Raw genomic sequence first — 22,912 nt, forward strand, 5'->3', positions numbered from 1 at the left:
CAGCCCGGACCAAGTGTCCGGGCTTCCTCATTTTCCGCCTGTCGAGTGCGGCAGATACGCGATCAAACGGAAAAATATATGCAGCCCTTGCAGCCGATAGGCAGTCAGCCCCGGATATTACTGGGTATTCTATTCTTCATTCTCTTTTTTGTGTTCTGGGGTATCGCCACTCTGGGCGGCTTCGTTTCCCCGACTTTTCTTGCCGATCCCATCACCATGGTGAAGGACGGCTGGGACCTCATTGCCAATCAGGGTTTCCTGAACGATATCGGCATGACGGTCTGGCGCGTGCTGGGCGGCTTCGTGCTGGCAAGCGTCGTTGCGATACCGCTCGGGATCGCCATGGGCGCCTACAAACCCATCGAAGCCCTGCTGGAGCCCTTCGTATCCTTCGCCCGCTATCTCCCGGCTTCCGCCTTCGTGCCCCTGCTGATCCTGTGGGCAGGCATTGGTGAAACCCAGAAGCTGCTGGTTATTTTCATCGGTGCGGTGTTCCAGATCATCCTCATGATCGCCGTGACCGTCTCCAATACACGGCGCGATCTTGTTGAAGCCGCCTATACGCTCGGCGCATCGAACAGCGGCATCATTCGCCGTGTCCTCATGCCTGCCAGTGCTCCGGACATAGCCGAAACGCTGCGCCTCGTGCTCGGCTGGGCCTGGACTTACGTGATCGTGGCCGAACTCATCGGCGCCTCGTCCGGCATCGGTTACATGATTATCAACAGCCAGGCGCTGATGGCCACCGGCCAGATCATCTTCGGCATCATCGTCATCGGCGTCATCGGCCTGATCTCCGACCTTGCCTTCAAATATTTCAACCGCTGGCTCTTCGCATGGAGGTTCGCATAATGGTTACGAAAGGCGATCAGGAACTTGTCATCAAGGGCGTGAGCCGCACCTTTCCGGGCGTGCATGGCGGCAAGCCGACACTGGCATTGCAGCCGACCGACCTCGTCATCCCGAAAAATGATTTCGTGACCGTTCTCGGTCCCTCGGGCTGCGGTAAGTCCACGCTCCTTCGCATCATCGCCGGTCTCGACAAGCCGACCACCGGCACCGTGACGCTGGAAGGAAAGCCTGTGACAGGCCCCGGTGCGGATCGCGGTATGGTCTTCCAGTCCTACACGCTGTTTCCGTGGCTCAATATCCGGCAGAATGTCGGCTTCGGGCTTCGTGAAAAAGGCGTGCCAGAAAAACAGGCGCGCGAAATCGTGGATAGCTATATCGACAAGGTCGGGCTGCGTGGTTTTGAAGATCACTGGCCGAAGCAGCTTTCGGGCGGCATGCAACAGCGCACGGCGATTGCCCGGGCACTCGCCAACGATCCAAAAATCCTGCTTCTCGACGAGCCGTTCGGCGCACTCGACAACCAGACCCGCGGGCTGATGCAGGAGCTTCTGCTCGGCATCTGGGAGCGGGAGCACAAGACAGTGATCTTCGTCACCCACGACATCGAGGAAGCCATCTTCATGGCGACCCGCGTGGTTACGATGACCGCTCGTCCGGGCAAGATCAAATCGATCACGCCAGTCGATATCGCGCATCCGCGCACCTACCACGTCAAGGCAAGCCCGGAATTTTCCGAACTGCGCCTGAAGTTGACGGAAGAAATCCGCAGCGAAGCCATTGCGGCAGCAAAACAGGCTGCCTGAAAATAGCTGTTTCCCATTGCAGCCGAGTGACTTATGAAAAGACTGCGACTTGATCGCAGTCTCTTCGTTTCAGGACACATTCCATCATGGCCGTTTCAGCAGAAGAACTCGAAAACCGCATCGTCTATGTCAACGGCGAATATGTCACCGCCCACGATGCGCGCATTTCCATCTTTGATCGTGGCTTCCTGTTCGGTGACGGTATTTACGAAGTAACCGCCGTGCTGGAAGGCAAGCTCATCGACAGCGAGCCCCATATGCGACGCCTGCGCCGCTCGACCGGCGAGATCGGCATTCCGATGCCGATGAACGAAGACGAGATCGTGGCCATTGAGCGCGAGTTGATCCGCCGCAACAATCTGACCGAAGGTCTGGTCTATCTGCAAGTGACGCGCGGCGACGGACGCGACCGCGATTTCATACCTGCAAAGGGCATGAAGCCATCAGTCGTCCTGTTCACACAGGAAGCCAATCTGCTCGACAAGCCCGCATTGAAAACCGGTGCCCGCGTGCTTTCGCTGGACGACCTGCGCTGGAAGCGCCGCGACATCAAGACGGTCTGCCTGTTGCCGCAGGCACTCGCCAAGGAAATCGCCAAGAATGCCGGTTGCGACGAAGCATGGATGATCGAAGACGGCTATGTGACTGAAGGCGCATCGTCCACCGCCTATATCCTGACCAAAGACGATGTCGTCGTCACGCGCCCGAATAGCAATTCCATCCTGCCCGGCTGCACGCGCATGTCGCTGCTGCAACTGATCGCCGAGACCGGCATGAAGCTGGAAGAGCGCCTCTTCACCATCGATGAAGCCTACGCGGCCAAGGAAGCCTTCCTTACCAGCGCAGGCACATTCGTCACACCGATCACCGTCATCGACGAGAAGACCATCGGCACTGGCAAGCCAGGACCAGTGGCCCAGCGCTTGCGTGAGATTTATCTTGATCACGCCCGCCGCACGGCGATCTAACAAAACAGAACCGCGCCGGAATTGCTTCCGGCGCGGTCTGGAGCTTCGCCCGCCCCCCGACGGCGAAGCCGCTGAAACATGTGACGCTGGCCTCCTTTGCAGGCCGCCAGAGTCAGAACATCAGCGCTTCTGGTTGTAGACGTCGATACAGACCGCACCCAGCAACACGATACCCTTGATGACCTGCTGATAGTCGATACCGATGCCGAGGATCGACATGCCGTTGTTCATCACGCCCATGATGAGCGCGCCGATCACGGCACCTGTCACACGACCCACACCGCCATAGGCGGAAGCACCGCCGATAAAGCAGGCCGCGATCACGTCCAGCTCGAAGCCGATACCGGCCTTGGGCGTTGCCGTATTCAGGCGCGCCGCGAAAACCAGACCGGCGAGAGCTGCCAGTACGCCCATATTGACGAAAGCGAGGAAGGTCAGCCGTTCGGTCTTCACCCCGGAAAGCTTGGCCGCATGGCGGTTGCCGCCAACCGCATAAATCTGCCGCCCAAGTACGGTCCGATTGGTAAGAAACGCATAGGCTGCAATCAGAACGGCCATGATGATGAGGACGTTCGGCAAGCCGCGATGCATGGAAATCAGCAACGACAGATAGGCAATCGCTGCAAAAAACAGGACGTTTTTGATGACGAACAGGCCAAAGGGCTCGGTTTCCACTTCATGCGCGATATGACGCTGACGCGATTTCACATTCTGCCAGATCATGAAGCCTGCCAGCAGCACGCCGATGATGAGCGACGTCAGATAGACGCCGCCTGTCGTGCCGATGATTTCAGGAATGAAGCCGGACGAGAGTTTCTGGAACACGACCGGGAACGGGCCGACCGATTGTCCGCCAAGCACGGCAAGCATGAGGCCCTTGAAGACCAGCATGCCTGCCAATGTGACGATGAAGGACGGAATATTGAAATAGGCGACCCAAAAGCCCTGCATCGCACCGATAATGCCGCCTGCCAGCAGGCACAATATGGCTGCGATGGGAAACGGCACGCCCCATTTGACCATCATCACAGCAGCAAGCGCACCGATAAACCCGCAGACAGAGCCAACCGAAAGGTCGATGTGGCCGGTGACGATAATGAGCAGCATACCGAGCGCCATGATGACGATATAGCTGTTCTGCAGGACCAGATTGGTAAGGTTCAGCGGCTTCATCAGCACGCCGCCAGTCACGATCTGGAAGAAGATCATGATCGCGACCAGCGAGATCAGCATGCCGGATTCGCGCAGATTGTTCTTGAGATAACGCCCCACGCTGCTCGCCGGAGCTTTCGATCCACTGCTTCCGATGATATTCTCGCTCATTGCCGTTTTCCCTTGTTCCGCATGATGGCGCGCATGATGTTTTCCTGCGTTGCTTCCTCGCCGGCGACTTCGCCGACAAAGGCACCTTCATGCATGACGACGATGCGGTCGCAGATGCCGATCAGCTCCGGCATTTCCGAAGAAATGACGACCACGCCCTTGCCGCTATCCGCCAGTGAATTGATGATCGTATAGATGTCGTACTTCGCGCCGACATCGATGCCGCGCGTCGGTTCATCAAGGATCAGCACGTCAGGCCCGGTGAAGAGCCACTTCGACAGCACCACCTTCTGCTGGTTGCCGCCCGAAAGCGTGCCTGTCTCCTGATAGACGTTGTGGCAGCGAATGCTCATCTGCTCGCGATAGGAGTTCGCGATCTTCATTTCGCGAATATCGTCGATGATGCCTTTCGGGCTGACACCGCGTAAATGCGCGAGAGAGATGTTGCGCGAAATGTTTTCGCCCAGGACGAGGCCGAGCTTCTTGCGATCCTCGGTCACATAGGCAAGCCCCGCCTTGATGGCCCGCGCCACAGTGGAAATATCGGCGTTGTTGCCGTTGATGCGCGCCTCGCCGCTGATATTGGTGCCCCATGAACGCCCGAACAGGCTCATGGCGAATTCTGTGCGGCCTGCGCCCATCAATCCGGCAATGCCGACGATCTCGCCTGCCCTGACTTTGAACGACACGTTCTTGACCGAGTGCCGTTCTGGATGCAGCGGGTGATGCACTGACCAGTTGTCGACTTCGAAGATCACCTCGCCGACCTTCGGATCGCGCTTCGGGTAACGACTTTCCAGATCGCGGTCGACCATCTTGCGAATGATGTCGTCTTCCTCAACCTCGCCCGCATTGCAATCAAGTGTCGCCACAGCCTTGCCATCGCGCAGCACAGTGATCTTGTCGGCAACCTCGCGGATTTCATTGAGCTTGTGCGAAATGAGGATCGACGTGATGCCCTGCGCGCGAAACTCGCGCAGAAGCGCCAGCAATGCCGCGCTGTCCGTCTCGTTGAGGCTTGCGGTTGGTTCATCCAGGATCAGAAGCCGCACGCGCTTCGACAATGCCTTGGCGATTTCGACAAGCTGCTGCTTGCCGACACCAATATCGGTGACGAGCGTATCGGGCGATTCAGACAGGCCGACCTTCTGCAAAAGTTCGCGGGTGCGCTTGTGCACCGTGCTGCGGTCGATGACGCCGTAGCTTGCCGGCGGATTGACGAGGAAAATGTTCTCGGCAATCGTCATGAGCGGTATGAGCGCCAGCTCCTGATGGATGATGACAATGCCAAGCGCCTCGGAATCGTTGATGTCGCGAAACTGCCGTTCTTCTCCGTCGAAGAAAATCGACCCCTCGTAGCTGCCATGCGGATAAACGCCTGACAGGACCTTCATCAAGGTCGATTTGCCTGCTCCGTTCTCGCCGACAAAGGCGTGAATTTCGCCCGGCATGACCGTGAAATTGACATCGCTCAGCGCTTTGACGACACCGAAGGACTTGCTGATGCCGCGCATTTCCAGAAGCGGCTTACCGGCAATTTCCGGCTCACCGTCTGGCTGCTCGCGCAGGACAGGATTGGCTACATTCATCGCTCGCTCCCATTACAAATCTGCTTTGCCATTGCCCTCAACGAAAAGACAACGCTGTCAACCGTCGAGCCTACCCCAGCCGAAGGGCCGGGGATTTGGGGCAATGGCATGCAGAAAGGTTACGGGCATATCCTCCGATACGCCCAAAACCGCATTACTGGATCTGGTCTTCCTTGTAGTAACCGCTATCGACCAGAACCTGCTTCCAGTTCGACTTGTCGACGATCACCGGCTTGAGCAGATAGGACGGCACGACCTTGACGCCATTGTCATAGGTCTTGGTGTCGTTGACTTCCGGCTCCTTGCCGGTCATCAGCGCATCGACCATGTCAACCGTGACCTTGGCGAGTTCGCGGGTATCCTTGAAGATGGTCGAATTCTGTTCGCCAGCGAGGATCGACTTCACCGAAGGCACTTCCGCGTCCTGACCCGAAACGACTGGCATCGGCATGTCGCCACTGCCATAGCCTACACCCTTGAGGGACGACAGGATACCGATGGAGATGCCGTCATAAGGCGACAGGACTGCATCGAGTTTCTTGTCGGAATAATAGGCCGAAAGGATCGAATCCATGCGGGCCTGAGCTGTTGCACCGTCCCAGCGCAGCGTTGCGACCTTGTCCATGCCGGTCTGGCCGCTGCCGATAACGACTTTGCCGCTATCGATATAAGGCTGCAGAACGGACATCGCGCCGTTGTAGAAGAAGTAGGCGTTGTTATCGTCCGGCGAACCGCCGAAAAGCTCGACATTGAACGGACCCGGCTTGTTCTTGAGGTCCAGCGCGGTTTCGATGGATTGGGCCTGCAGCACGCCAACCTGGAAATTGTCGAAGGTCGCATAATAATCGACATTCGGCGTATCGCGGATGAGGCGATCATAGGCGATAACCTTGATGCCCGCATCATGTGCCTTGGCCAGAACATCGGAAAGCGTCGTGCCGTCGATGGATGCAACGACGAGAACCTTGGCGCCCTTGGTCACCATGTTTTCGATCTGCGCCAGCTGGTTAGGTAGATCGTCTTCAGCATATTGAAGATCGGTCTGGTAGCCGCGTTCCTTCAGCACCTTGACCATGTTGTCGCCATCGGCAATCCAGCGTGCCGAAGACTTCGTCGGCATGGCGACGGCGACAAGACCCTTGTCTTCCGCATGCGCCAGACCGCTAAAGGCAAGCGCGGCCATCGCGACTGCCAGTGTTAGAGATTTCATGCCTGCCATTGTCTCACTCCCAAATTGGGACAGGCTTTTCCGCCTGTCGTTCTCCCAAAATTTCCGCCCCCGCCTTCCGGCCATGCGGAATTCCTTCAATCGCGAGCCTCCTCAGTCCGCGATCTTGTCCCATGCCGCAACCGCGCGTTCAGCGCGTTCGCGAACCTCAGCGACCGTCAATCCGGCCTTGTAAAGACTGGAACCGAGGCCAAAGCAGCTCACTCCCGCAGCCCGATAGGTCGCAAAATCAGCCTCTGAAACACCGCCCACGGCGCCCACCGGAATATCCTTCGGCAAGACGGCGCATATAGCCTTGATACCGTCCGCGCCCAGCACGCTGGCCGGAAAGAATTTCAGCGCCGATGCACCTGCCCGGATTGCCGAAAAGGCTTCCGTCGGCGTGAACACGCCCGGCATCGTCACCATGCCGTGCTGTCCGGCACGGCGGATGACATCCGGCTCGACATTGGGGCTGACCAGAAGCCTGCCGCCGACATCGTTGAGACGGTCCACATCTTCGACGCTCAATACGGTCCCGGCCCCGATCAACACGCCCGCAGGCGCAAGCTTCGCCGCCTTCTCAATCGAAACGAAAGGCTCCGGCGAATTGAGCGGAATTTCAATCGCCTCAAAACCGGTCTCGATCAGTGCACCAACGATTGCTTCCGTCTCTTCCGGACGAATACCGCGCAGGATAGCGACCAGCGGATAGCGCAGCTTTGGCCATGCGATGCGGTCGCTCATTGTTCCGCTCCTCCGAAAGCGTGTTTTGCGGCCATAAACAGACCGTCACGCACCAGCTCATCGGCTGCAACGCGCCTGACTGTCAGCCCTGCGATTTCAAGCGCGCTGGCATAGAGCGCGCCCATTGTGTCGTCCGAGAGGAGCAGTACTTCTTCGGGTTTGCCGTAAAGCGTACGCCCGCCTGCGACTTCCAGCCCGATCAACAAGCCCGACAAACGAGCCTGCTGGTCGGTCGGCTTGCGATCATGCACGAGCCAGCCTGCGCGAATGGAAAAAAGCGCATTGGAAATCAGCGCCGGGTTTTCGAGTGACGCTCTGACACCGGCCGCAAAAGCCTCACCATTCGGCTCCACCGCACCCGCACCTTCCAGCGCACCGGCCAGTACCGACTTGTCCTTCAAAAGGGCGAACATTTCGCCGGTCATGAAGGTTCGGTAATCGGCAAGACCGCCATCGGCAATCCGCACCCATTTGGCATGAGTGCCGGGCATCACCACTACAGCATCCCGTGTTCCACGATGCACAAGTCCAAGAAGCTTCGTCTCCTCGCCGCGCATAACATCGGGCGCCGTTTCGTCCCGACGCGCAACACCCGGCAGCATGATGACGTGACGGCGCGCAGGCACGCGCACCGCAGCCTTCACGATGCCATCCAGACCAGCGGGCAGGCTCATATAGGGTGCTTCAATCCAGCCGGTCCGCGATCCGGCCATGCCGCAGATCACCACGGGCAGATCATCCGGCGCGTCGACAGAAGCAAGGTGCCGTTCGAGCGTTGGCTCGAAACCGGCTTCCTTTGCCTGCAACAGGCCGTCATCGCCACGGCTTTCGCCCAGCACATTGCCATCGGCATCCAGCGTCCAGAGGCGGAACCGGGTGGTGCCCCAGTCCGCAACTGCCGCGAATGGCTTTTTATCGAGAGCCATCCGGGGAACCTTAGTGGTTATCTCGCGGCAGGCCACGCGTATGCGCGATGTCCTGATACTTGACCGCGTTTTCGAGAACCGCACCGGTTTCCATCTGGCCGACAACCGCGCGCTGGATTTCCTGCCACGGCGTCTGGCTTTCCGGATATTTGTAGCCACCGGCAGCTTCCAGCGCCTTGCGACGCTCCGCCAGCTCTTCGTCAGAGATCAGAATGTCCGCGCTGCCGCGACCAAGATCGATACGCACGCGGTCGCCGGTCTTGAGAATTGCCAGACCACCGCCAGCGGCAGCTTCCGGTGAGGCGTTGAGGATCGAAGGCGAACCCGACGTGCCCGACTGGCGACCGTCGCCGATGCATGGCAGCGAAGTGATGCCCTTCTTCAAAAGATAATCCGGGGCGCGCATGTTGACGACTTCCGCCGCACCCGGATAACCGATCGGGCCAGCGCCGCGCATGAACAGCACCGTATTCTCGTCGATTTCCAGCGCCGGATCGTCGATGCGATGATGATAATCTTCCGGTCCGTCAAACACGACCGCCTTGCCTTCAAAGGCATTCGGGTCCTTGTCGTCGGACAGGTAGCGGTTACGGAACTCGTCCGAAATCACGCTGAGCTTCATGATCGCCGACGAGAACAGATTGCCGCGCAACACGCGGAAACCGGCATGCTTCTTCAGCGGCTGGTCGTAGGTCTTGATGACATTGCCGTCTTCAATGCTCGCGTTCTTGCAGTTCTCGCCGATGGTCTTGCCGTTGACGGTCATCGCATCCTCATTGATAAGGCCCTGCCCCATCAACTGGTTGACGACGGCCGGTACGCCACCGGCATGGTAATAGTCCTCGCCGAGATATTCACCGGCGGGTTGGAGATTGACCAGAAGCGGAATTTCCTCGCCATATTTCTGCCAGTCATCGACCGTCAGCTCCACGCCGACATGGCGCGCAAGCGCGTTCAGATGGATCGGCGCATTGGTCGAACCGCCGATAGCGGAATTGACGCGGATGGCATTGACAAAGGCATCCTTGGTCAGAATGTCCGATGGCTTCAAATCCTCATGCACCATTTCCACGATGCGGCGTCCCGAAAGATAAGCAACTTCCTGACGGTCACGATAAGGAGCAGGAATGGCGGCGGAGCCCGGAAGCTGCATGCCGAGCGCTTCGGCGAGCGAATTCATCGTCGTGGCCGTGCCCATCGTATTGCAATAGCCGGTCGATGGAGCCGAGGAAGCAACGAGCTTGACGAAGCCCTGATAGTCGATTTCGCCCTTGGCAAGCAGCTCGCGCGCCTTCCAGACGATAGTGCCGGAACCTGTGCGTTCGCCGCGGAACCAGCCATTGAGCATTGGGCCGACCGAGAGCGCGATAGCTGGAATATTGACCGTCGCCGCTGCCATCAGGCAGGCAGGCGTGGTCTTGTCACAACCGATTGTCAGCACGACGCCATCGAGCGGATAGCCGTAAAGCACTTCCACGAGGCCAAGATAGGCAAGATTGCGGTCCAGACCAGCGGTCGGGCGCTTGCCGGTTTCCTGAATAGGATGAACCGGAAATTCGATAACGATACCGCCTGCCTCACGAACGCCCTCGCGGACGCGCTTGGCGAGTTCCAGATGATGACGGTTGCAAGGTGAGAGGTCGGAACCCGTCTGCGCAATGCCGATAATCGGACGACCGGACTGCAGCTCTTCCTGGCTCAGGCCATAGTTCATGTAGCGCTCCAGATAGAGCGCCGTCATATCGACGTTATCAGGATTGTCGAACCAGGCGCGAGAGCGGAGCTTTGGCGTTTTCGGAGAGACGGGCTTGTTCATTTCATTGTCCTGCGTGGGTGAGAGACCAGAAAGCGGTCTCGATTCCTTCGACGCCGATCCTTAAAATCAGATCGACATTCCAAATGTTTGGTTCATCGCGCATCTTGTCCGAAAACTGTTTCACACTTTTCGGGATGCGCTTTAATCTTCAAATGCTTCAACCACATGCCGCTTTCCAAGCAGAAACGCATCGGCCACATGGGTCAGCGGAGCGAGATCGACATCCGACCGCCCCGCGCCGATCAATTGCACGAAACGCTTGTAAAGTCGTTGATATTCGCGGTCCGGCTCGGCCATTTTCTCGGTCCCGGCAATGGTCAGGCGGCTGCCTCCATGGCTGAGCAGAACCGTGCCCTTATCGGTCTCCACACGAATATCCCAGGTCTGCGGGCCTGTCTGCCGCCAGTCCAGCTCGAACGAAACCGGAATGCCGCTTTCGGTCTGAAACTGGAGGTCGGCTGCAATGGGTGCCGCACGGTTTTCAGGAAAGTACAGATCGGACTGCGTCAGGAAAAAGCGTTCGGGCAGGATATGCGTGACGATGGAAAGCGCATTGATGCCAGGATCAAACACGCCAAGTCCACCCGGCTCCCATATCCATTGCTGGCCCGGATGCCAGTGGCGGACATCCTCCTTCCACGTGACCGAAACCGAGCGGATTTCCGCATCGTTCAGAAATTCCCGTGCCGGTTCGACCGCTGCCGCCTCGCGTGAATGCCAGGTGGCGTAAAGCGTTACATCTTCCGCTTGCGCAAGACGCTCCAGCGCCTGCACTTCCGAAATGGTCGCGCCCGGAGGCTTCTCCAGCATCACATGCTTGCGCGCCTTCAAGGCGGCGTAGGCCTGGCTAAAGCGCCCTTGCGGCGGCGTGCAGAGCGACACCGCTTCAATGGCGACATCGCTGCCAAGCAACTCATCGATATCATGAAAAGACGGCAGGCCATCCAGCCCCGCATTGCGGCTGGCAATGGCTTTCAGCTCAATGCCATCAACGGCTTCAATGGACGGCAGATGCTGGTCACGCGCGATCTTGCCCAGACCGACGATTGCGAGAGCGATGTTCGATTCCGCCGCCATTTCAGAGTGCCTTCACGACAACGTTTTCGGCCGCCGCCTGCGCCAGCCTGTTGACCAGCGGATAGCGGAATGGCTTGGCGGAAATCTCGAACTGGTCACCAGCTTCCGTCTTCACGCCCTCCGAAAAAGACAAGGTTGCCGTGCCGAAGAAATGGACATGAATATCGCCCGGACGGCGGAACAGCCCATATTTGAAATGATGGTGTTCCAGATTGGCAATCGTGTGCGACATGTTCGCTTCGCCCGACAGGAACGGCTTTTCGAAGATCACCTCATTGCCGCGACGAATGCGCGAAACGCCTTCCACGTGGTCAGGCAACGCTCCCACATAAAGCTCCGGCCCCAACGACGCCTGACGCAGCTTGGAATGGGCAAGCCAGAGATAGTTCTGCTTCTCGGTCACATGGTCGGAAAATTCATTGGCAAGGCAGAAGCCGAGCCGGAACGGCGTACCGTCCGGGCCAATCATATAGATGCCTGCAAGCTCCGGCTCTTCGCCGCCGTCTTCGGCGAAGGAAGGCGAAACCAGTTCGCCGCCGGTCGCGACCAGCGCGGAACCATCACCCTTGTAGAACCATTCCGGCTGCACGCCGGTCTCGCCCGGCTTCGGTTTGCCACCTTCGACACCCATCAGGAACATGCGCATGGAATCGGTTGGCTTTTCGGCAGCCTGCGCCGCCTTGTGCATCTTGTCGCGGCCATCGGCGGAGCCCAGATGCGTCAAACCAGTACCGGCAACGATGAGATGTGCCGGATCGGCATGTGTAATCGGCAGGCCGACACGGCCCGCAGCCAGAGCAGCGTCAATATCGACCGCCTCGCCCTTACCGCTGCGTGCGACTTGCTCCTCAAGGCTGATACCCGCTGCAATTGCCGCCGTGGCCAGCTCATAGGTCGTTGCCACGCCCTTGACGACATGCGCCGCTCCCTCACCATTGCAGGCAGCCACACGCATTTCTCCGCTTTCATCGCGGAACTGGACCAGACGTAACATTAAACCTCCCATTTTCCGCATACCCATTGCGGAATTCACCCCGACCGCTTGAAAAACACCATAAGGCGCCAATTTACGGTTCGTGTTATTAATATGACTATTTTGCCGTAACCCGCTTTGTCAAGCAAGCTGATGCCCCTCTAGGCGCAGTTCACGAAGAGCAGATGGGCACAGCGAACACAAACCATTGTTTTATATTTATAAATGGGAATATTGCCCGTTTGTCGCACCGGCATTTTGTTGGGAAATGTCGAAAGGCGCTTGCCATAAAGTAATATTATATGCTTCATAAATGCGAAGGCCGGGAGGGCCTTATTGGGAGGAACTATCATGAAACGCAGTTTGACGGTCCTGACGGCCGCCCTGATCTCTGCATCGTCTTTTGCCCTGATTTCGAGCGCATCCGCTGCATCACTGACGGTTGGCTTTTCGCAGATCGGTTCGGAATCGGGCTGGCGTGCCGCAGAAACGGCCTTGACCAAGCAGGAAGCCGAAAAGCGCGGCTACACGCTGAAATTCGCCGATGCCCAACAGAAGCAGGAAAACCAGATCAAGGCCGTTCGCGGCTTCATCGCTCAAGGGGTCGATGCAATCCTCATCGCACCGGTGGTCTCCACGGGTTGGGACGCCGTTCTGAAGGAAGCCAAGGAAGCCGAAATTCCGGTCGTCCTGCTCGACCGTCAGATCGATTCACCGGAAGACCTTTATCTGACCGCCGTTACCTCCGATCAGGTTCATGAAGGCAAGGTCGCCGGCGACTGGCTGGTGAAGGATGTGGGCGACAAGCCGTGCAATGTGGTTGAGCTTCAGGGCACCACCGGCTCCTCGCCCGCCATCAACCGCAAGAAGGGCTTTGAAGACGCCATCAAGGGTCACGACAACATCAAGATTTCCCGCTCGCAGACGGGTGACTTCACCCGCACCAAGGGCAAGGAAGTCATGGAAAGCTTCATCAAGGCCGAGGGTGGCGGCAAGAACATCTGCGCCGTCTACGCTCATAATGACGATATGGCTGTCGGCGCCATTCAGGCGATCAAGGAAGCTGGCTTGAAGCCGGGCACCGAGATCAAGATCGTGTCGATCGACTCCGTGCCGGACATCTTCCAGGCCATGGCGAACGGCGAAGCCAACGCGACCGTCGAACTGACGCCGAACATGGCAGGCCCGGCCTTCGACGCGATTGAAGCCTTCAAGGACAAGGGCACCGTTCCGCCGAAGTGGATCCAGACGGAGTCGAAGCTCTACACGCAGGCTGACGACCCGAAGGCCGTCTATGAAGCCAAGAAGGGTCTCGGCTACTGATCCTCTCGTCCTCGGGCCGCGTTTGTCGCGGCCCGGAATGACCTTTGCAAAATGCAATGGAAGACTGCCATGGCTGCAAAAGACGCTCCATCGGCGGCCGCAATGCCGCTTCTTGAAGCCCGTTCGATCACCAAATCCTTTCTGGGCGTGACCGCGCTCGACCATGTCGATTTCATGCTCAACCGGGGTGAAATCCATGCATTGCTTGGCGAAAACGGCGCTGGCAAATCCACGCTCATCAAGATATTGACCGGCGCCTATCATGGCTTCGACGGTTCGATCCTGCTTGAGGGCCAGCCGATTGCGCCCGCCTCCGTGGCGGAAGCGCAGACGCTTGGCATCGGCACAGTCTATCAGGAGGTCAACCTTCTCGAAAATCTGACGGTTGCACAGAACCTGTTTCTGGGACGCCAGCCGAAACGTTTCGGACTGGTTGACCAAGGCCGGATGGAAAAGGATGCGGCGAACCTTCTTTCCCGCTACGGCCTCAGCATCGATGTCGGTGCGCCTCTGTCCGCCTATTCGGTCGCCATCCGGCAGATCATTGCGATCGCGCGCGCCGTCGACCTTTCGGGCAAGGTACTGGTGCTCGACGAACCGACCGCCAGCCTCGACGCACGCGAAGTCGAGATGCTGTTCGGCGTGCTGCGCCAGTTGAAGGCCGAAGGCCTCGGCATCGTCGTCATCACCCATTTTGTGGATCAGGTCTATGCCATAGCCGATTGCGCCACCGTGCTGCGCAATGGATGGCTGGTCGGCAGCCGCAACCTGTCGGAACTGCCGCGCACTGATCTGATTTCCATGATGCTCGGCCATCAGTTGCAGGAAACCGTGCGTCGCCAGCTCACCGAGGAAGTAAGTCGCGAGACGGTGGCCCCGATCCGCTTTGCAGGCTTCGGCAAGAAGGGCAGCGTTGCGCCGTTCGATCTCTCGATCAAGCCCGGAGAAGCCGTTGGCATTGCGGGGCTGCTCGGTTCTGGCCGCACCGAAACTGCTCTTTTGATGTTCGGCGTCGATCAGACCGATAGTGGCACCTTGACCGTCGACGGAAAGGAAACCAGGCTCCCCTCGCCTGTTGCAGCCATTTCGGAGCGCTTCGCTTTCTGTCCGGAAGAACGCAAGACAGACGGCATCATCGGTGACTTCTCGATGGCGGAAAACATTGCGCTGGCGGTTCAGGCGAAGCGCGGCTGGTCCAGACCGATTTCGTCGCGCGAGAAGACGGCGCTTGCGCAGCGCTACATCAAGGCGCTCGATATTCGCCCGCCGGATCCTGACAAGCCGATCAAATTCCTGTCCGGCGGCAACCAGCAGAAGGCCATACTGGCACGCTGGCTTGCCACCGATCCCCGCCTGCTGATCCTCGATGAACCGACGCGCGGCATCGATATCGGCGCCCATGCCGAAATCCTGAAGCTCATCGGCGAACTTTGCGCTGAAGGCATGTCTCTGGTCATCATCTCTTCGGAATTCGAGGAGCTTGCCGCCGTCGCCAATCGCGTCATCGTCCTGTCCGACCGTCGCCATGTGGCGGAACTGAAGGGCGATGAAATCACTGCCGACAATATCGTGCGTGCAATCGCTGAGACCGGAAGCGAAAAGGAAGCTGCAGCATGATTGCCCGCATGACCAGAAAACTCAAAAGACTGGCGCCGCAACTGGCCGCCCTTGTGCTCATTCTGGTGGTGAACACCATCATCGCACCCGGCTTTCTCGACATTTCCTTCCAGAACGGGCGGCTCTATGGAAGCCTGATCGATATTCTGGTGCGTGCAGCGCCCGTTGCCATTCTGGCGGTTGGCATGACGCTGGTAATCGCAACGCGTGGCATCGATCTGTCGGTCGGCGCGGTCATGGCGATCAGCGGTGCTTTTGCCGCATCGCTCATCGTCGCGGGCTATCCGCTTGCAATCGTCATTCCGGCAGCGCTTGGCGTGGGCCTTCTGTGTGGCTTGTGGAACGGCTTTCTGGTTGCGGTCTTCGATATCCAGCCGATCATCGCGACGCTTATCCTGATGGTGGCAGGGCGCGGCATCGCACAGCTTATCACCGAAGGCGCGATCCTGACCTTCAACAATGATTCCTTTGCAGCGCTTGGCTCCGGCTCCTTCCTCAGCATTCCGATCCCGGTCCTGATATGGATTCTGGCCGGTCTGGTCGTGGGCATTGCAGTCCGCACCAGTGCGCTTGGCTTCCTGATCGAGGCGACCGGGATCAACCGTCGCGCAGCGATGCTGGCGGGGGTCAAGGCCCGCTTTCTCCTGTTCAGCGTCTATGCGGTTTCCGGCGTTGGCGCTGCCCTTGCAGGGCTTATCGCGGCTGCGGATATTCGCGGCGCGGATGCCAACAATGCCGGGCTGTGGCTTGAACTCGACGCCATTCTGGCCGTCGTCATCGGTGGCACCTCGCTCAATGGCGGGCGCTTCTCGATCATGGCCTCGCTGCTCGGTGCGCTCATCATCCAGTCGATCAACACAGGCATCCTGATGGCGGGCTTTCCGCCGGAATTCAACCTCATCATCAAGGCCGTCATCATCGTGATCGTGCTCACCTTCCAGTCACCGGCCATTGTCCAGCTCATTACCTTCCTGCGCTCGGAACGCAAGGGCAATGGAGCCAATCCGGTCCACCAAAGCCAGCAGGGAGCACGGCAATGAAAGCACTGCGCAATCTGCCTTTCCTGACCACGGTTGCAATTTTCCTGCTCGCCTATGCGATCTGCATCGTCCAGTTTCCGAACATGCTGTCGACGCGGGTGATCGGCAACCTTCTGACCGACAATGCCTTCCTCGGCATTGCAGCCGTCGGCATGACATTCGTGATCCTCTCCGGCGGCATCGACCTGTCGGTCGGTTCGGTCATCGCCTTCACCAGCGTCTTCGTCGCCGTGCTGGTCGGGCAGCTCGGCGTGCATCCGCTTGTGGCTTTCGCGCTCATACTGGTGATCGCGGCATTGTTCGGGGCGTGGATGGGCATGATGATCCATTTCTTGCGGATTCCACCCTTCGTAGCAACGCTTGCGGGCATGTTTCTGGCGCGCGGCGCGGCCTTCCTCATCTCGACGCAATCCGTGCCCATCGCGCATCCGTTTCTCGACACCTTGCAGGGACTTTATTTCCGCCTGCCGGGCGGCGGCAGGCTGACATTCATCGCCATGGTCATGCTTGCGGTCTTCATTGTCGGCGGCATCATCGCCCATCGCACGCGGTTCGGCGCCAATATCTACGCGCTGGGCGGCAACCAACAGTCGGCAGAGCTGATGGGCGTTCCGATTGCCCGCACGACAATCGGCATCTATACGATGTCGGGTATCCTTTCCGGCCTCGCCGGGATCGTCTATACGCTTTATACGTCGTCCGGCTATTCGCTGGCGACGGTGGGGGTAGAACTGGACGCCATCGCTTCGGTGGTGATCGGCGGGACATTGCTGACAGGTGGCGCAGGCCTTGTGGCCGGAACATTCGTCGGCATTCTCATACAGGGGCTGATCCAGACCTACATTGTTTTCGACGGAACGCTGTCTTCCTGGTGGACGAAAATAGCAATCGGTATATTGCTGTTCCTGTTCATTGCTCTGCAACGAGGACTTGCGTGGTTCTCTGATCTAAGGCGCATCCCGAAAAGTGGGAACCGGTTTTCGGGCAAGATGCGCGTTGAAACAAACAGCTAGCCAGGCAACGAATGAAGGAGGCCTGAATTGGGATTGCTGGAAACGGCCATAACCGGACGCAAGCGCCATAACAGCCACGCAGTCGTGGTGGGTGAACTGGGCCGTGGCATCGTCGCGGGAACCATTCCCGCAGGGTCCATCCTTCCGGGAGACCATGAATTGTCGCTGCGCTTCGGCGTTTCCCGCACCGTTCTGCGCGAGGCGATGAAAACCCTTGCCGCCAAGCGCCTCATCGAACCCAAGGCCAAGGTTGGCACACGCGTTCTGGGCCATGCAAGCTGGAACTTCTTCGATCCCGACGTGCTGACATGGCGCTTCGAGGCAGGCTTCGATGAAGTCTTCGTGGATCATCTGGCCGAAATGCGCATGGCGCTGGAACCGGCAGCCGCAGCGGCCGCAGCAGAGCGTGCCACCAGCGACGAGATTGTCGAACTTTACGCGCTCGCCGCCAAGTTCGACGATCCGAACCACACGCCTGAATCCATCGCCAAGGTTGATCTGGAGTTCCATCTGGCCATTGCGCGCATGTCCGGCAATCCGTTCATGCGCTCGGTCAGCGGATTGATCGAGGCGGCGCTGGCAATCTCGTTCCAGCTTTCGTCTCCGGCCTCATCGCGGGAAGGTATTGCCGAATGCGCGGCCAATCACCTGCGCATTGCCCACGCCATTGCGTCGCGTGATCCACAGAAGGCACGCCAGGCCATGGAAAGCGTCATCAAGCTCGGCGTCGATCGCATCCGGGATGTGATCTGAAGGTTACGATACCTTCAGATCAAACTGCGGCTCGCCGCGCAGCGTATTACTGACCGTGCAGATTTCCTCAGCCATTTCGGCGAGACGATGCTTTTCGTCGTCGGTCAGATCACCGCCGAAATGGAAGGTGATGTTGAACCGTTCGATACGCGACGGTCCTTCATGCGCCTTGTCGCCCTTCACTTCCACCCGCACATCGGTCAGCTTTTCCTTCAGTTCGAGCTTGGTTGCGGCAATGCGCGCGCTGAGCGCCATGCAGGCCGCGACCGACGAATAGATGAGATCGAGCGGATTGAAGCCCGCTTGACTGACACTCGTAACGAGCTCGACCACGCCGCCGGTCGGCGTGGTGATGACGGGGAGCTTTCCATGCGGCATTTCTGCGACGGCGCCCGTCTCGCGGGTTCTGACTTTCAGTTCGCTCATTCCTGAATTCTCCTGTAGTCCACATGCCGTGCCAGCCAGCAGCCGACGGTCATGCCTGTTATCTCGCCTTTGGCATCGCGATGGAAGACAAGTTTCCATTCGCCCGGCGACGGCGCATCCATCGAGCGTTGCACCGGCAGCAGCCAGACATCCGGCCCCGCCTCATAGAGCGAATACATATCGCTCTTGCCGAGAAATCCTTCAAAGGCCCCGTAAAAAGCACCGCCCTCATTGACGATCAGAAGATCGGCCTCAAGTTCGTCGCTGCGATAACGCCCCGCAACATCCTGCTTCGCCGCACCTTGCAGGCGTTGCATCGTGAGGCTCAGATTTTCATCCTCACGCGCCAGATGGATCGTGTCGCCATCGCGGCGGATCGTGGTCATCGAGGAACGCGCTTCGTTCTCGCCCACGACGTCCATCATTTCCGGGCCAGTGCCGAAACGTGCCTTCATGCGTCCGCGTCCGGCATCTTCAAGGCTCAGCACGAGGCCGGTTTCATGGTCGAGCCATGAACCGAACCAAGCGGCATCGGCTTCCACCCGCACCGGTTCCGATGTGGAAACGCCAAGCGCAATATTCATCAGCTTGAAGGCGACGTCGGACGCCCCGCCCTCAAAATTGAACAAAGCGATTGCCGAGAGACGCTCATCAGCGCAATGCCAGCGCTGGCTGCGCCAGCCGCGCAAAGCACCGCCATGGCCGGTCAGTCGCTTGCCGCCTGTTTCCTCGAATTTGAGGCCAAGACCATAAGGCGCTGCTGCACCATCGCTGAAAGTCTGCGGTCCGCTCAGGCGACGATAGATTCCATTTTCGTCGTCGCGGGTCGCATCGATGAACTGTTCCCAGGCAATCATGTCGTCAAGCGACGCGCAGATGCCGGCATCGCCCATCCAGTGGAGGCGATTGACGGCAGGCAGGAAGCCGCGCACCGTATCGCCCTCATAGCCGATGCATTCGTCGAACAGCGCGGTATCGGGGATAAGCTCCGCCGTCTTCATGCCCGCAGGCTGAAAAATGCGTTCCGACAGAAGTTCGATAAGCGTACGGCCTGTATGCTGCTCGATCAAATCAGCCAGAATGCGGAAATTGCCATTGCAGTAGGAATAATGCGTGCCCGGTGCAAAATGCGTGGTCTTCAGGCGGCGCAGCAGGCTTTGTGCCTGTTCGGGCATAAAGACGCCTTCCGGATCGGCCCCGCACAGAACCGTCAGCGCCCAGTAGTCACGCAGGCCCGACTGGTTGTTGCACAGATCGCGCACGCTGGGACGCTTTTCCGCAAATTTGTCGAGATAGCGGGCAAGCGCATCGTCAAGAACTTCCGGCTCGCCGACACTGTCGAGCAGAACGGCGCAGGTGAACTGCTTGCTGACGGAGCAGATTGGCATGCGCGTTTCAGGCGTCATCGCCTTGCGCGCGGCAAGATCGGCAAAGCCCCATGCATGGCGCAACACGACCTTGCCATCTTTCAGCACCGCGACAGCGCCGCCCGGCCCCTTATAATGCTGCGGAATGGTACGAACGAAGGCTTCAAGCGCTGAAAGATCGAATTTTGACATGATTGCTCGGGCGACTCAGATGAAAATCAACTGTCGCCACGAGGCATCATTTTGTCCTTTCGATCAAGGCCATGGCCGCATGCGGATTATGCGCCTTATAGCCGCTGATGACATAGAGGTAGACATCGCGGGCGACATGATCGGCAACAGGCGGCGTGACGGTTTTCAGTCCTTCGGGAAGCTCTCCCGCCGCAATCGCCTTGGCGCGCGCCGCCCACTGGTCGAGATGGCTTTCGCTATAGCCGAGCGGTTCATTTTCTTCTGTGCCCATGATGCGAAGATAGGCGAAAGGCGCGGTCATATCGGCGAACTGCGGAAAGTCGCTGTCGCCTGCAATCACGACGGCCACACCATATTCACGCAGCAGGGCAATGAACTCCGGTGAATTGAAACTGTCGTGGCGCACTTCCACCGCATGACGCACATCGCGCCCGTCGACACGCTTCGGCAGAAGCTTCAAGAAAGCCTCGAAATCTACGGGATCGAACTTCTTTGTTCCCATGAACTGCCAGTTGACGACGCCGAGCTTGTCCTTCAGCTCCATCATGCCGCCGGTCATGAACCGCTCGATGCTTTCGCCCGCCTCCGCCAGCACGCGGCGGTTGGTGGAAAAACGCGGTGCCTTCAATGAAAACACAAAACCTTCCGGCGTTTCATCGTGCCATTTGGCGAAGGTCGTGGGCTTCTGCGGACCATAATAGGTGCTGTTGATCTCGATGGATGTGAGCTTGCTTGAAGCATATTCAAGCTGGCGCTTCTTCGACAGCTTTTCAGGATAAAAGCTCTTGTCCCACGGTTCATAGGCCCATCCGCCAATACCGACGCGGATCTTGCCTGTGTTTTCCCTGGCCATCGCCATTCCTCCATACCGGTGCATCATGAGTTCATACAGTTTAGTCATGATGTTTAATCTGTATTCGCACCGCTGGCTATGTTCATATCAGCGTGCTTGACTGGGAGGAAAAGCAGACGGCTGAGGGTAAAACTCGGCCGCGAGACTAAGGCCCGGTGCACCTGTCGGCCATTTGGGTGCGTCTGACCATGAGTTCCCGTTCCCCCAAACACATGAATTGTCCGGATTTTCGGGACGATCTTTTTGAAAAGAGGCGGAAAAACCGCCCTTGCAAGGTAAGCCGGAATGGCGAGCCAGACATGGTGAGATTGAGGAAATGCATACAATGACGAGCAAACCCAATGCCCGTACCGGAGGCCAGATTTTGGTGGATGCGCTGCGCATCCATGGGGCCGACCGCGTCTTCTGCGTACCCGGCGAGAGCTATCTCGCCGCGCTTGACGCCTTTCATGATGCCAGCGACGCGATTGACCTGATCGTCTGCCGGCAGGAAGGCGGCGCGGCCTATATGGCGGAAGCCTATGGCAAGCTGACCGGCAAGCCCGGCATCTGCTTCGTCACACGCGGTCCAGGCGCAACCAATGCCTCGGTTGGCGTGCACACGGCTTTTCAGGATTCAACGCCGATGCTGCTCTTCATCGGTCAGGTCGCCAGCGATCAGGTCGAGCGCGAGGCATTTCAGGAAATCGATTACCGTCGCATGTTCGGCCAGATGGCCAAATGGGTCGTCCAGATCGACGACGCCGCCCGCATTCCGGAACTCGTCAGTCAGGCCTTTCACCGCGCCGTCAACGGACGTCCCGGCCCGGTCGTGATCGCCCTGCCGGAAGATATGTTGACATCCTATGCCGCCGTCAGCGACGCACCAGCCTTTAAACAGGTTCAGATGCATCCGGGTGCGAACCAGTTGCAGGACATGCAGGCGCTGCTTTCAAAGGCCGAGCGGCCTCTGGTGATCGTCGGCGGTGGCGGCTGGAATGCCAGAGCCATTGGCGACCTGCAGAAATTTGCCGAAAACATGCACCTGCCCGTCGCAGCGTCTTTCCGCTGCCAGGATATGTTCGACAACACCCACCCGCTTTATGCTGGCGAAATGGGAACCTCGATCAGCCCCAAGCTGGCGCAGCGCGTTCGCGATGCCGATCTGCTGATCGTGATCGGTGCCCGCCTCGGCGAAATGACGACGCAGGGCTACGAACTGGTATCCATTCCGGTGCCGCAGCAGAAGCTCGTCCATATCCATCCGGGCGCAGAAGAACTGGGCCGCGTTTATCATGCAGACGTTCCGGTCAATGCTTCCATGCCTGCCTTCTGTGCGGCAGCGGCAAAGCTTGCGCCGGTTGCCGATCCGCGCTGGAAGGCATGGACCGACAGCGCCAATGCCGATTACCGCGACAACATCAAGTCGCCGGTCATCCCCGGCGATGTGCAGATGGGCGAAGTGATGGAATGGCTGCGCGCACATCTGCCAGCCGACGCCATCATCACCAATGGCGCAGGCAACTATTCCGCCTGGCCGCACCGCTTCTACCAGTACCGTACCTATCGCAGCCAGTTGGCCCCCACCAACGGCTCGATGGGCTATGGCGTACCGGCTGCGGTCGCAGCCAAGCTCACCGCGCCGGAACGCACGGTGGTGGCTTTTGCGGGCGACGGCTGTTTCCTCATGAACGGTCAGGAACTGGCAACGGCGGCGCAATATGGCGCCAATGCCATCTTCATCGTCGTCAATAACGGCATGTACGGCACGATCCGCATGCATCAGGAACGCACCTATCCGGGCCGCGTTTCCGGCACCGGCCTTGCCAATCCCGACTTCGCAGCGCTTGCACGCGCCTATGGCCTGCATGGCGAAGTGGTGGAAAAGACCGCTGATTTCGCACCGGCCTTCGAGGCTTGCGAAAAGTCCGGCAAGCCGGGCCTCATCGAAATCCGCATCGATCCCGAAGCGCTTTCACCGAAGATGAGCCTCAGCCAGATGCGCGAGCAGGGTCTCGCCAAGCAGAGATAAAAGCAAAAAGCCCCGGTTTTCCGGGGCTTTTTCATA

20 protein-coding genes are annotated in these 22,912 nt (G+C 58.7%); 9 read left to right on the forward strand and 11 right to left on the reverse strand.

Annotated features, from left to right (window positions below; translation table 11 throughout):
• Positions 1-78: 78 nt before the first annotated feature.
• The 3 genes from F9K91_RS02705 (at position 79) to F9K91_RS02715 (ending at position 2,623) form a co-directional block, all read left to right on the forward strand.
• Positions 79-852, forward strand: coding sequence for an ABC transporter permease (locus F9K91_RS02705; RefSeq protein WP_061345816.1), 774 nt, complete (start codon positions 79-81; stop codon positions 850-852).
• Positions 852-1,655 carry an ABC transporter ATP-binding protein gene (locus F9K91_RS02710; RefSeq protein ID WP_151555983.1) on the forward strand — a complete coding sequence of 268 codons (804 nt, stop codon included), beginning with the start codon at positions 852-854 and terminating at the stop codon, positions 1,653-1,655. Before F9K91_RS02705 ends, F9K91_RS02710 begins: the two co-directional genes overlap by 1 nt.
• Before the next feature lie 86 nt (positions 1,656-1,741).
• Positions 1,742-2,623: a D-amino-acid transaminase gene (locus F9K91_RS02715; protein ID WP_151652594.1), complete on the forward strand. Its 882-nt coding sequence runs from the start codon at positions 1,742-1,744 to the stop codon at positions 2,621-2,623.
• A 120-nt stretch (positions 2,624-2,743) separates the two neighbouring features.
• Here F9K91_RS02715 and mmsB read toward each other — a convergent pair whose 3' ends face one another.
• From mmsB to araD1, 8 genes are all read right to left on the reverse strand, one after another.
• Complete coding sequence (gene mmsB, locus F9K91_RS02720; protein ID WP_061345813.1) at positions 2,744-3,946, reverse strand: multiple monosaccharide ABC transporter permease; 1,203 nt, start codon at positions 3,944-3,946, stop codon at positions 2,744-2,746.
• Positions 3,943-5,535 (reverse strand): multiple monosaccharide ABC transporter ATP-binding protein, encoded by a 1,593-nt coding sequence (gene mmsA, locus F9K91_RS02725; protein WP_061345812.1) that lies wholly within the window; start codon positions 5,533-5,535, stop codon positions 3,943-3,945. The genes mmsB and mmsA overlap by 4 nt, the downstream gene beginning before the upstream one ends.
• A gap of 154 nt (positions 5,536-5,689) precedes the next feature.
• Positions 5,690-6,754, reverse strand: a complete 1,065-nt coding sequence (gene chvE, locus F9K91_RS02730) for a multiple monosaccharide ABC transporter substrate-binding protein (RefSeq protein ID WP_151677140.1) — start codon at positions 6,752-6,754, stop codon at positions 5,690-5,692.
• A 102-nt stretch (positions 6,755-6,856) separates the two neighbouring features.
• Positions 6,857-7,489, reverse strand: coding sequence for a 2-dehydro-3-deoxy-6-phosphogalactonate aldolase (locus F9K91_RS02735; protein ID WP_151652596.1), 633 nt, complete (start codon positions 7,487-7,489; stop codon positions 6,857-6,859).
• Positions 7,486-8,415: a 2-dehydro-3-deoxygalactonokinase gene (locus F9K91_RS02740; protein ID WP_151652597.1), complete on the reverse strand. Its 930-nt coding sequence runs from the start codon at positions 8,413-8,415 to the stop codon at positions 7,486-7,488. Before F9K91_RS02740 ends, F9K91_RS02735 begins: the two co-directional genes overlap by 4 nt.
• 10 nt (positions 8,416-8,425) lie before the next feature.
• Positions 8,426-10,231 (reverse strand): IlvD/Edd family dehydratase, encoded by a 1,806-nt coding sequence (locus tag F9K91_RS02745; RefSeq protein WP_151652598.1) that lies wholly within the window; start codon positions 10,229-10,231, stop codon positions 8,426-8,428.
• 141 nt (positions 10,232-10,372) lie between these two features.
• Positions 10,373-11,308 carry a Gfo/Idh/MocA family protein gene (locus tag F9K91_RS02750; protein ID WP_151555988.1) on the reverse strand — a complete coding sequence of 312 codons (936 nt, stop codon included), beginning with the start codon at positions 11,306-11,308 and terminating at the stop codon, positions 10,373-10,375.
• A gap of 1 nt (position 11,309) precedes the next feature.
• Positions 11,310-12,302, reverse strand: a complete 993-nt coding sequence (gene araD1 / locus F9K91_RS02755; RefSeq protein ID WP_151555989.1) for an AraD1 family protein — start codon at positions 12,300-12,302, stop codon at positions 11,310-11,312.
• 330 nt (positions 12,303-12,632) lie between these two features.
• Between araD1 and ytfQ the strand changes: the two genes are divergently transcribed.
• The 5 genes from ytfQ (at position 12,633) to F9K91_RS02780 (ending at position 18,027) form a co-directional block, all read left to right on the forward strand.
• Positions 12,633-13,604: a galactofuranose ABC transporter, galactofuranose-binding protein YtfQ gene (ytfQ, locus tag F9K91_RS02760; protein WP_151555990.1), complete on the forward strand. Its 972-nt coding sequence runs from the start codon at positions 12,633-12,635 to the stop codon at positions 13,602-13,604.
• A gap of 69 nt (positions 13,605-13,673) precedes the next feature.
• Complete coding sequence (locus F9K91_RS02765) at positions 13,674-15,221, forward strand: sugar ABC transporter ATP-binding protein (RefSeq protein ID WP_151677141.1); 1,548 nt, start codon at positions 13,674-13,676, stop codon at positions 15,219-15,221.
• Complete coding sequence (locus F9K91_RS02770; RefSeq protein ID WP_151677142.1) at positions 15,218-16,261, forward strand: ABC transporter permease; 1,044 nt, start codon at positions 15,218-15,220, stop codon at positions 16,259-16,261. Before F9K91_RS02765 ends, F9K91_RS02770 begins: the two co-directional genes overlap by 4 nt.
• The gene (gene yjfF / locus F9K91_RS02775) at positions 16,258-17,274 is read left to right on the forward strand and encodes a galactofuranose ABC transporter, permease protein YjfF (protein WP_061345803.1); all 1,017 of its coding nucleotides are present in this window, start codon (positions 16,258-16,260) and stop codon (positions 17,272-17,274) included. The genes F9K91_RS02770 and yjfF overlap by 4 nt, the downstream gene beginning before the upstream one ends.
• A gap of 27 nt (positions 17,275-17,301) precedes the next feature.
• Positions 17,302-18,027, forward strand: coding sequence for a FadR/GntR family transcriptional regulator (locus F9K91_RS02780; RefSeq protein WP_151555994.1), 726 nt, complete (start codon positions 17,302-17,304; stop codon positions 18,025-18,027).
• A 3-nt stretch (positions 18,028-18,030) separates the two neighbouring features.
• Here F9K91_RS02780 and F9K91_RS02785 read toward each other — a convergent pair whose 3' ends face one another.
• From F9K91_RS02785 to F9K91_RS02795, 3 genes are read right to left on the reverse strand one after another with little or no spacing between them, the layout of a single operon-like run.
• Positions 18,031-18,453: an OsmC family protein gene (locus F9K91_RS02785; protein ID WP_151652601.1), complete on the reverse strand. Its 423-nt coding sequence runs from the start codon at positions 18,451-18,453 to the stop codon at positions 18,031-18,033.
• Positions 18,450-20,012: a D-aminopeptidase gene (locus F9K91_RS02790; RefSeq protein ID WP_151677143.1), complete on the reverse strand. Its 1,563-nt coding sequence runs from the start codon at positions 20,010-20,012 to the stop codon at positions 18,450-18,452. The genes F9K91_RS02785 and F9K91_RS02790 overlap by 4 nt, the downstream gene beginning before the upstream one ends.
• A gap of 46 nt (positions 20,013-20,058) precedes the next feature.
• Positions 20,059-20,865 (reverse strand): DUF72 domain-containing protein, encoded by an 807-nt coding sequence (locus F9K91_RS02795; RefSeq protein ID WP_151555997.1) that lies wholly within the window; start codon positions 20,863-20,865, stop codon positions 20,059-20,061.
• A gap of 325 nt (positions 20,866-21,190) precedes the next feature.
• On the opposite strand from F9K91_RS02795, the gene F9K91_RS02800 reads away from it, so the two are divergent.
• Positions 21,191-22,876, forward strand: coding sequence for a thiamine pyrophosphate-binding protein (locus F9K91_RS02800; RefSeq protein ID WP_151677144.1), 1,686 nt, complete (start codon positions 21,191-21,193; stop codon positions 22,874-22,876).
• Positions 22,877-22,912 lie beyond the last annotated feature (36 nt).

It is taken from the genome of Brucella tritici (genome assembly GCF_008932295.1).
Lineage (GTDB): Bacteria > Pseudomonadota > Alphaproteobacteria > Rhizobiales > Rhizobiaceae > Brucella > Brucella tritici.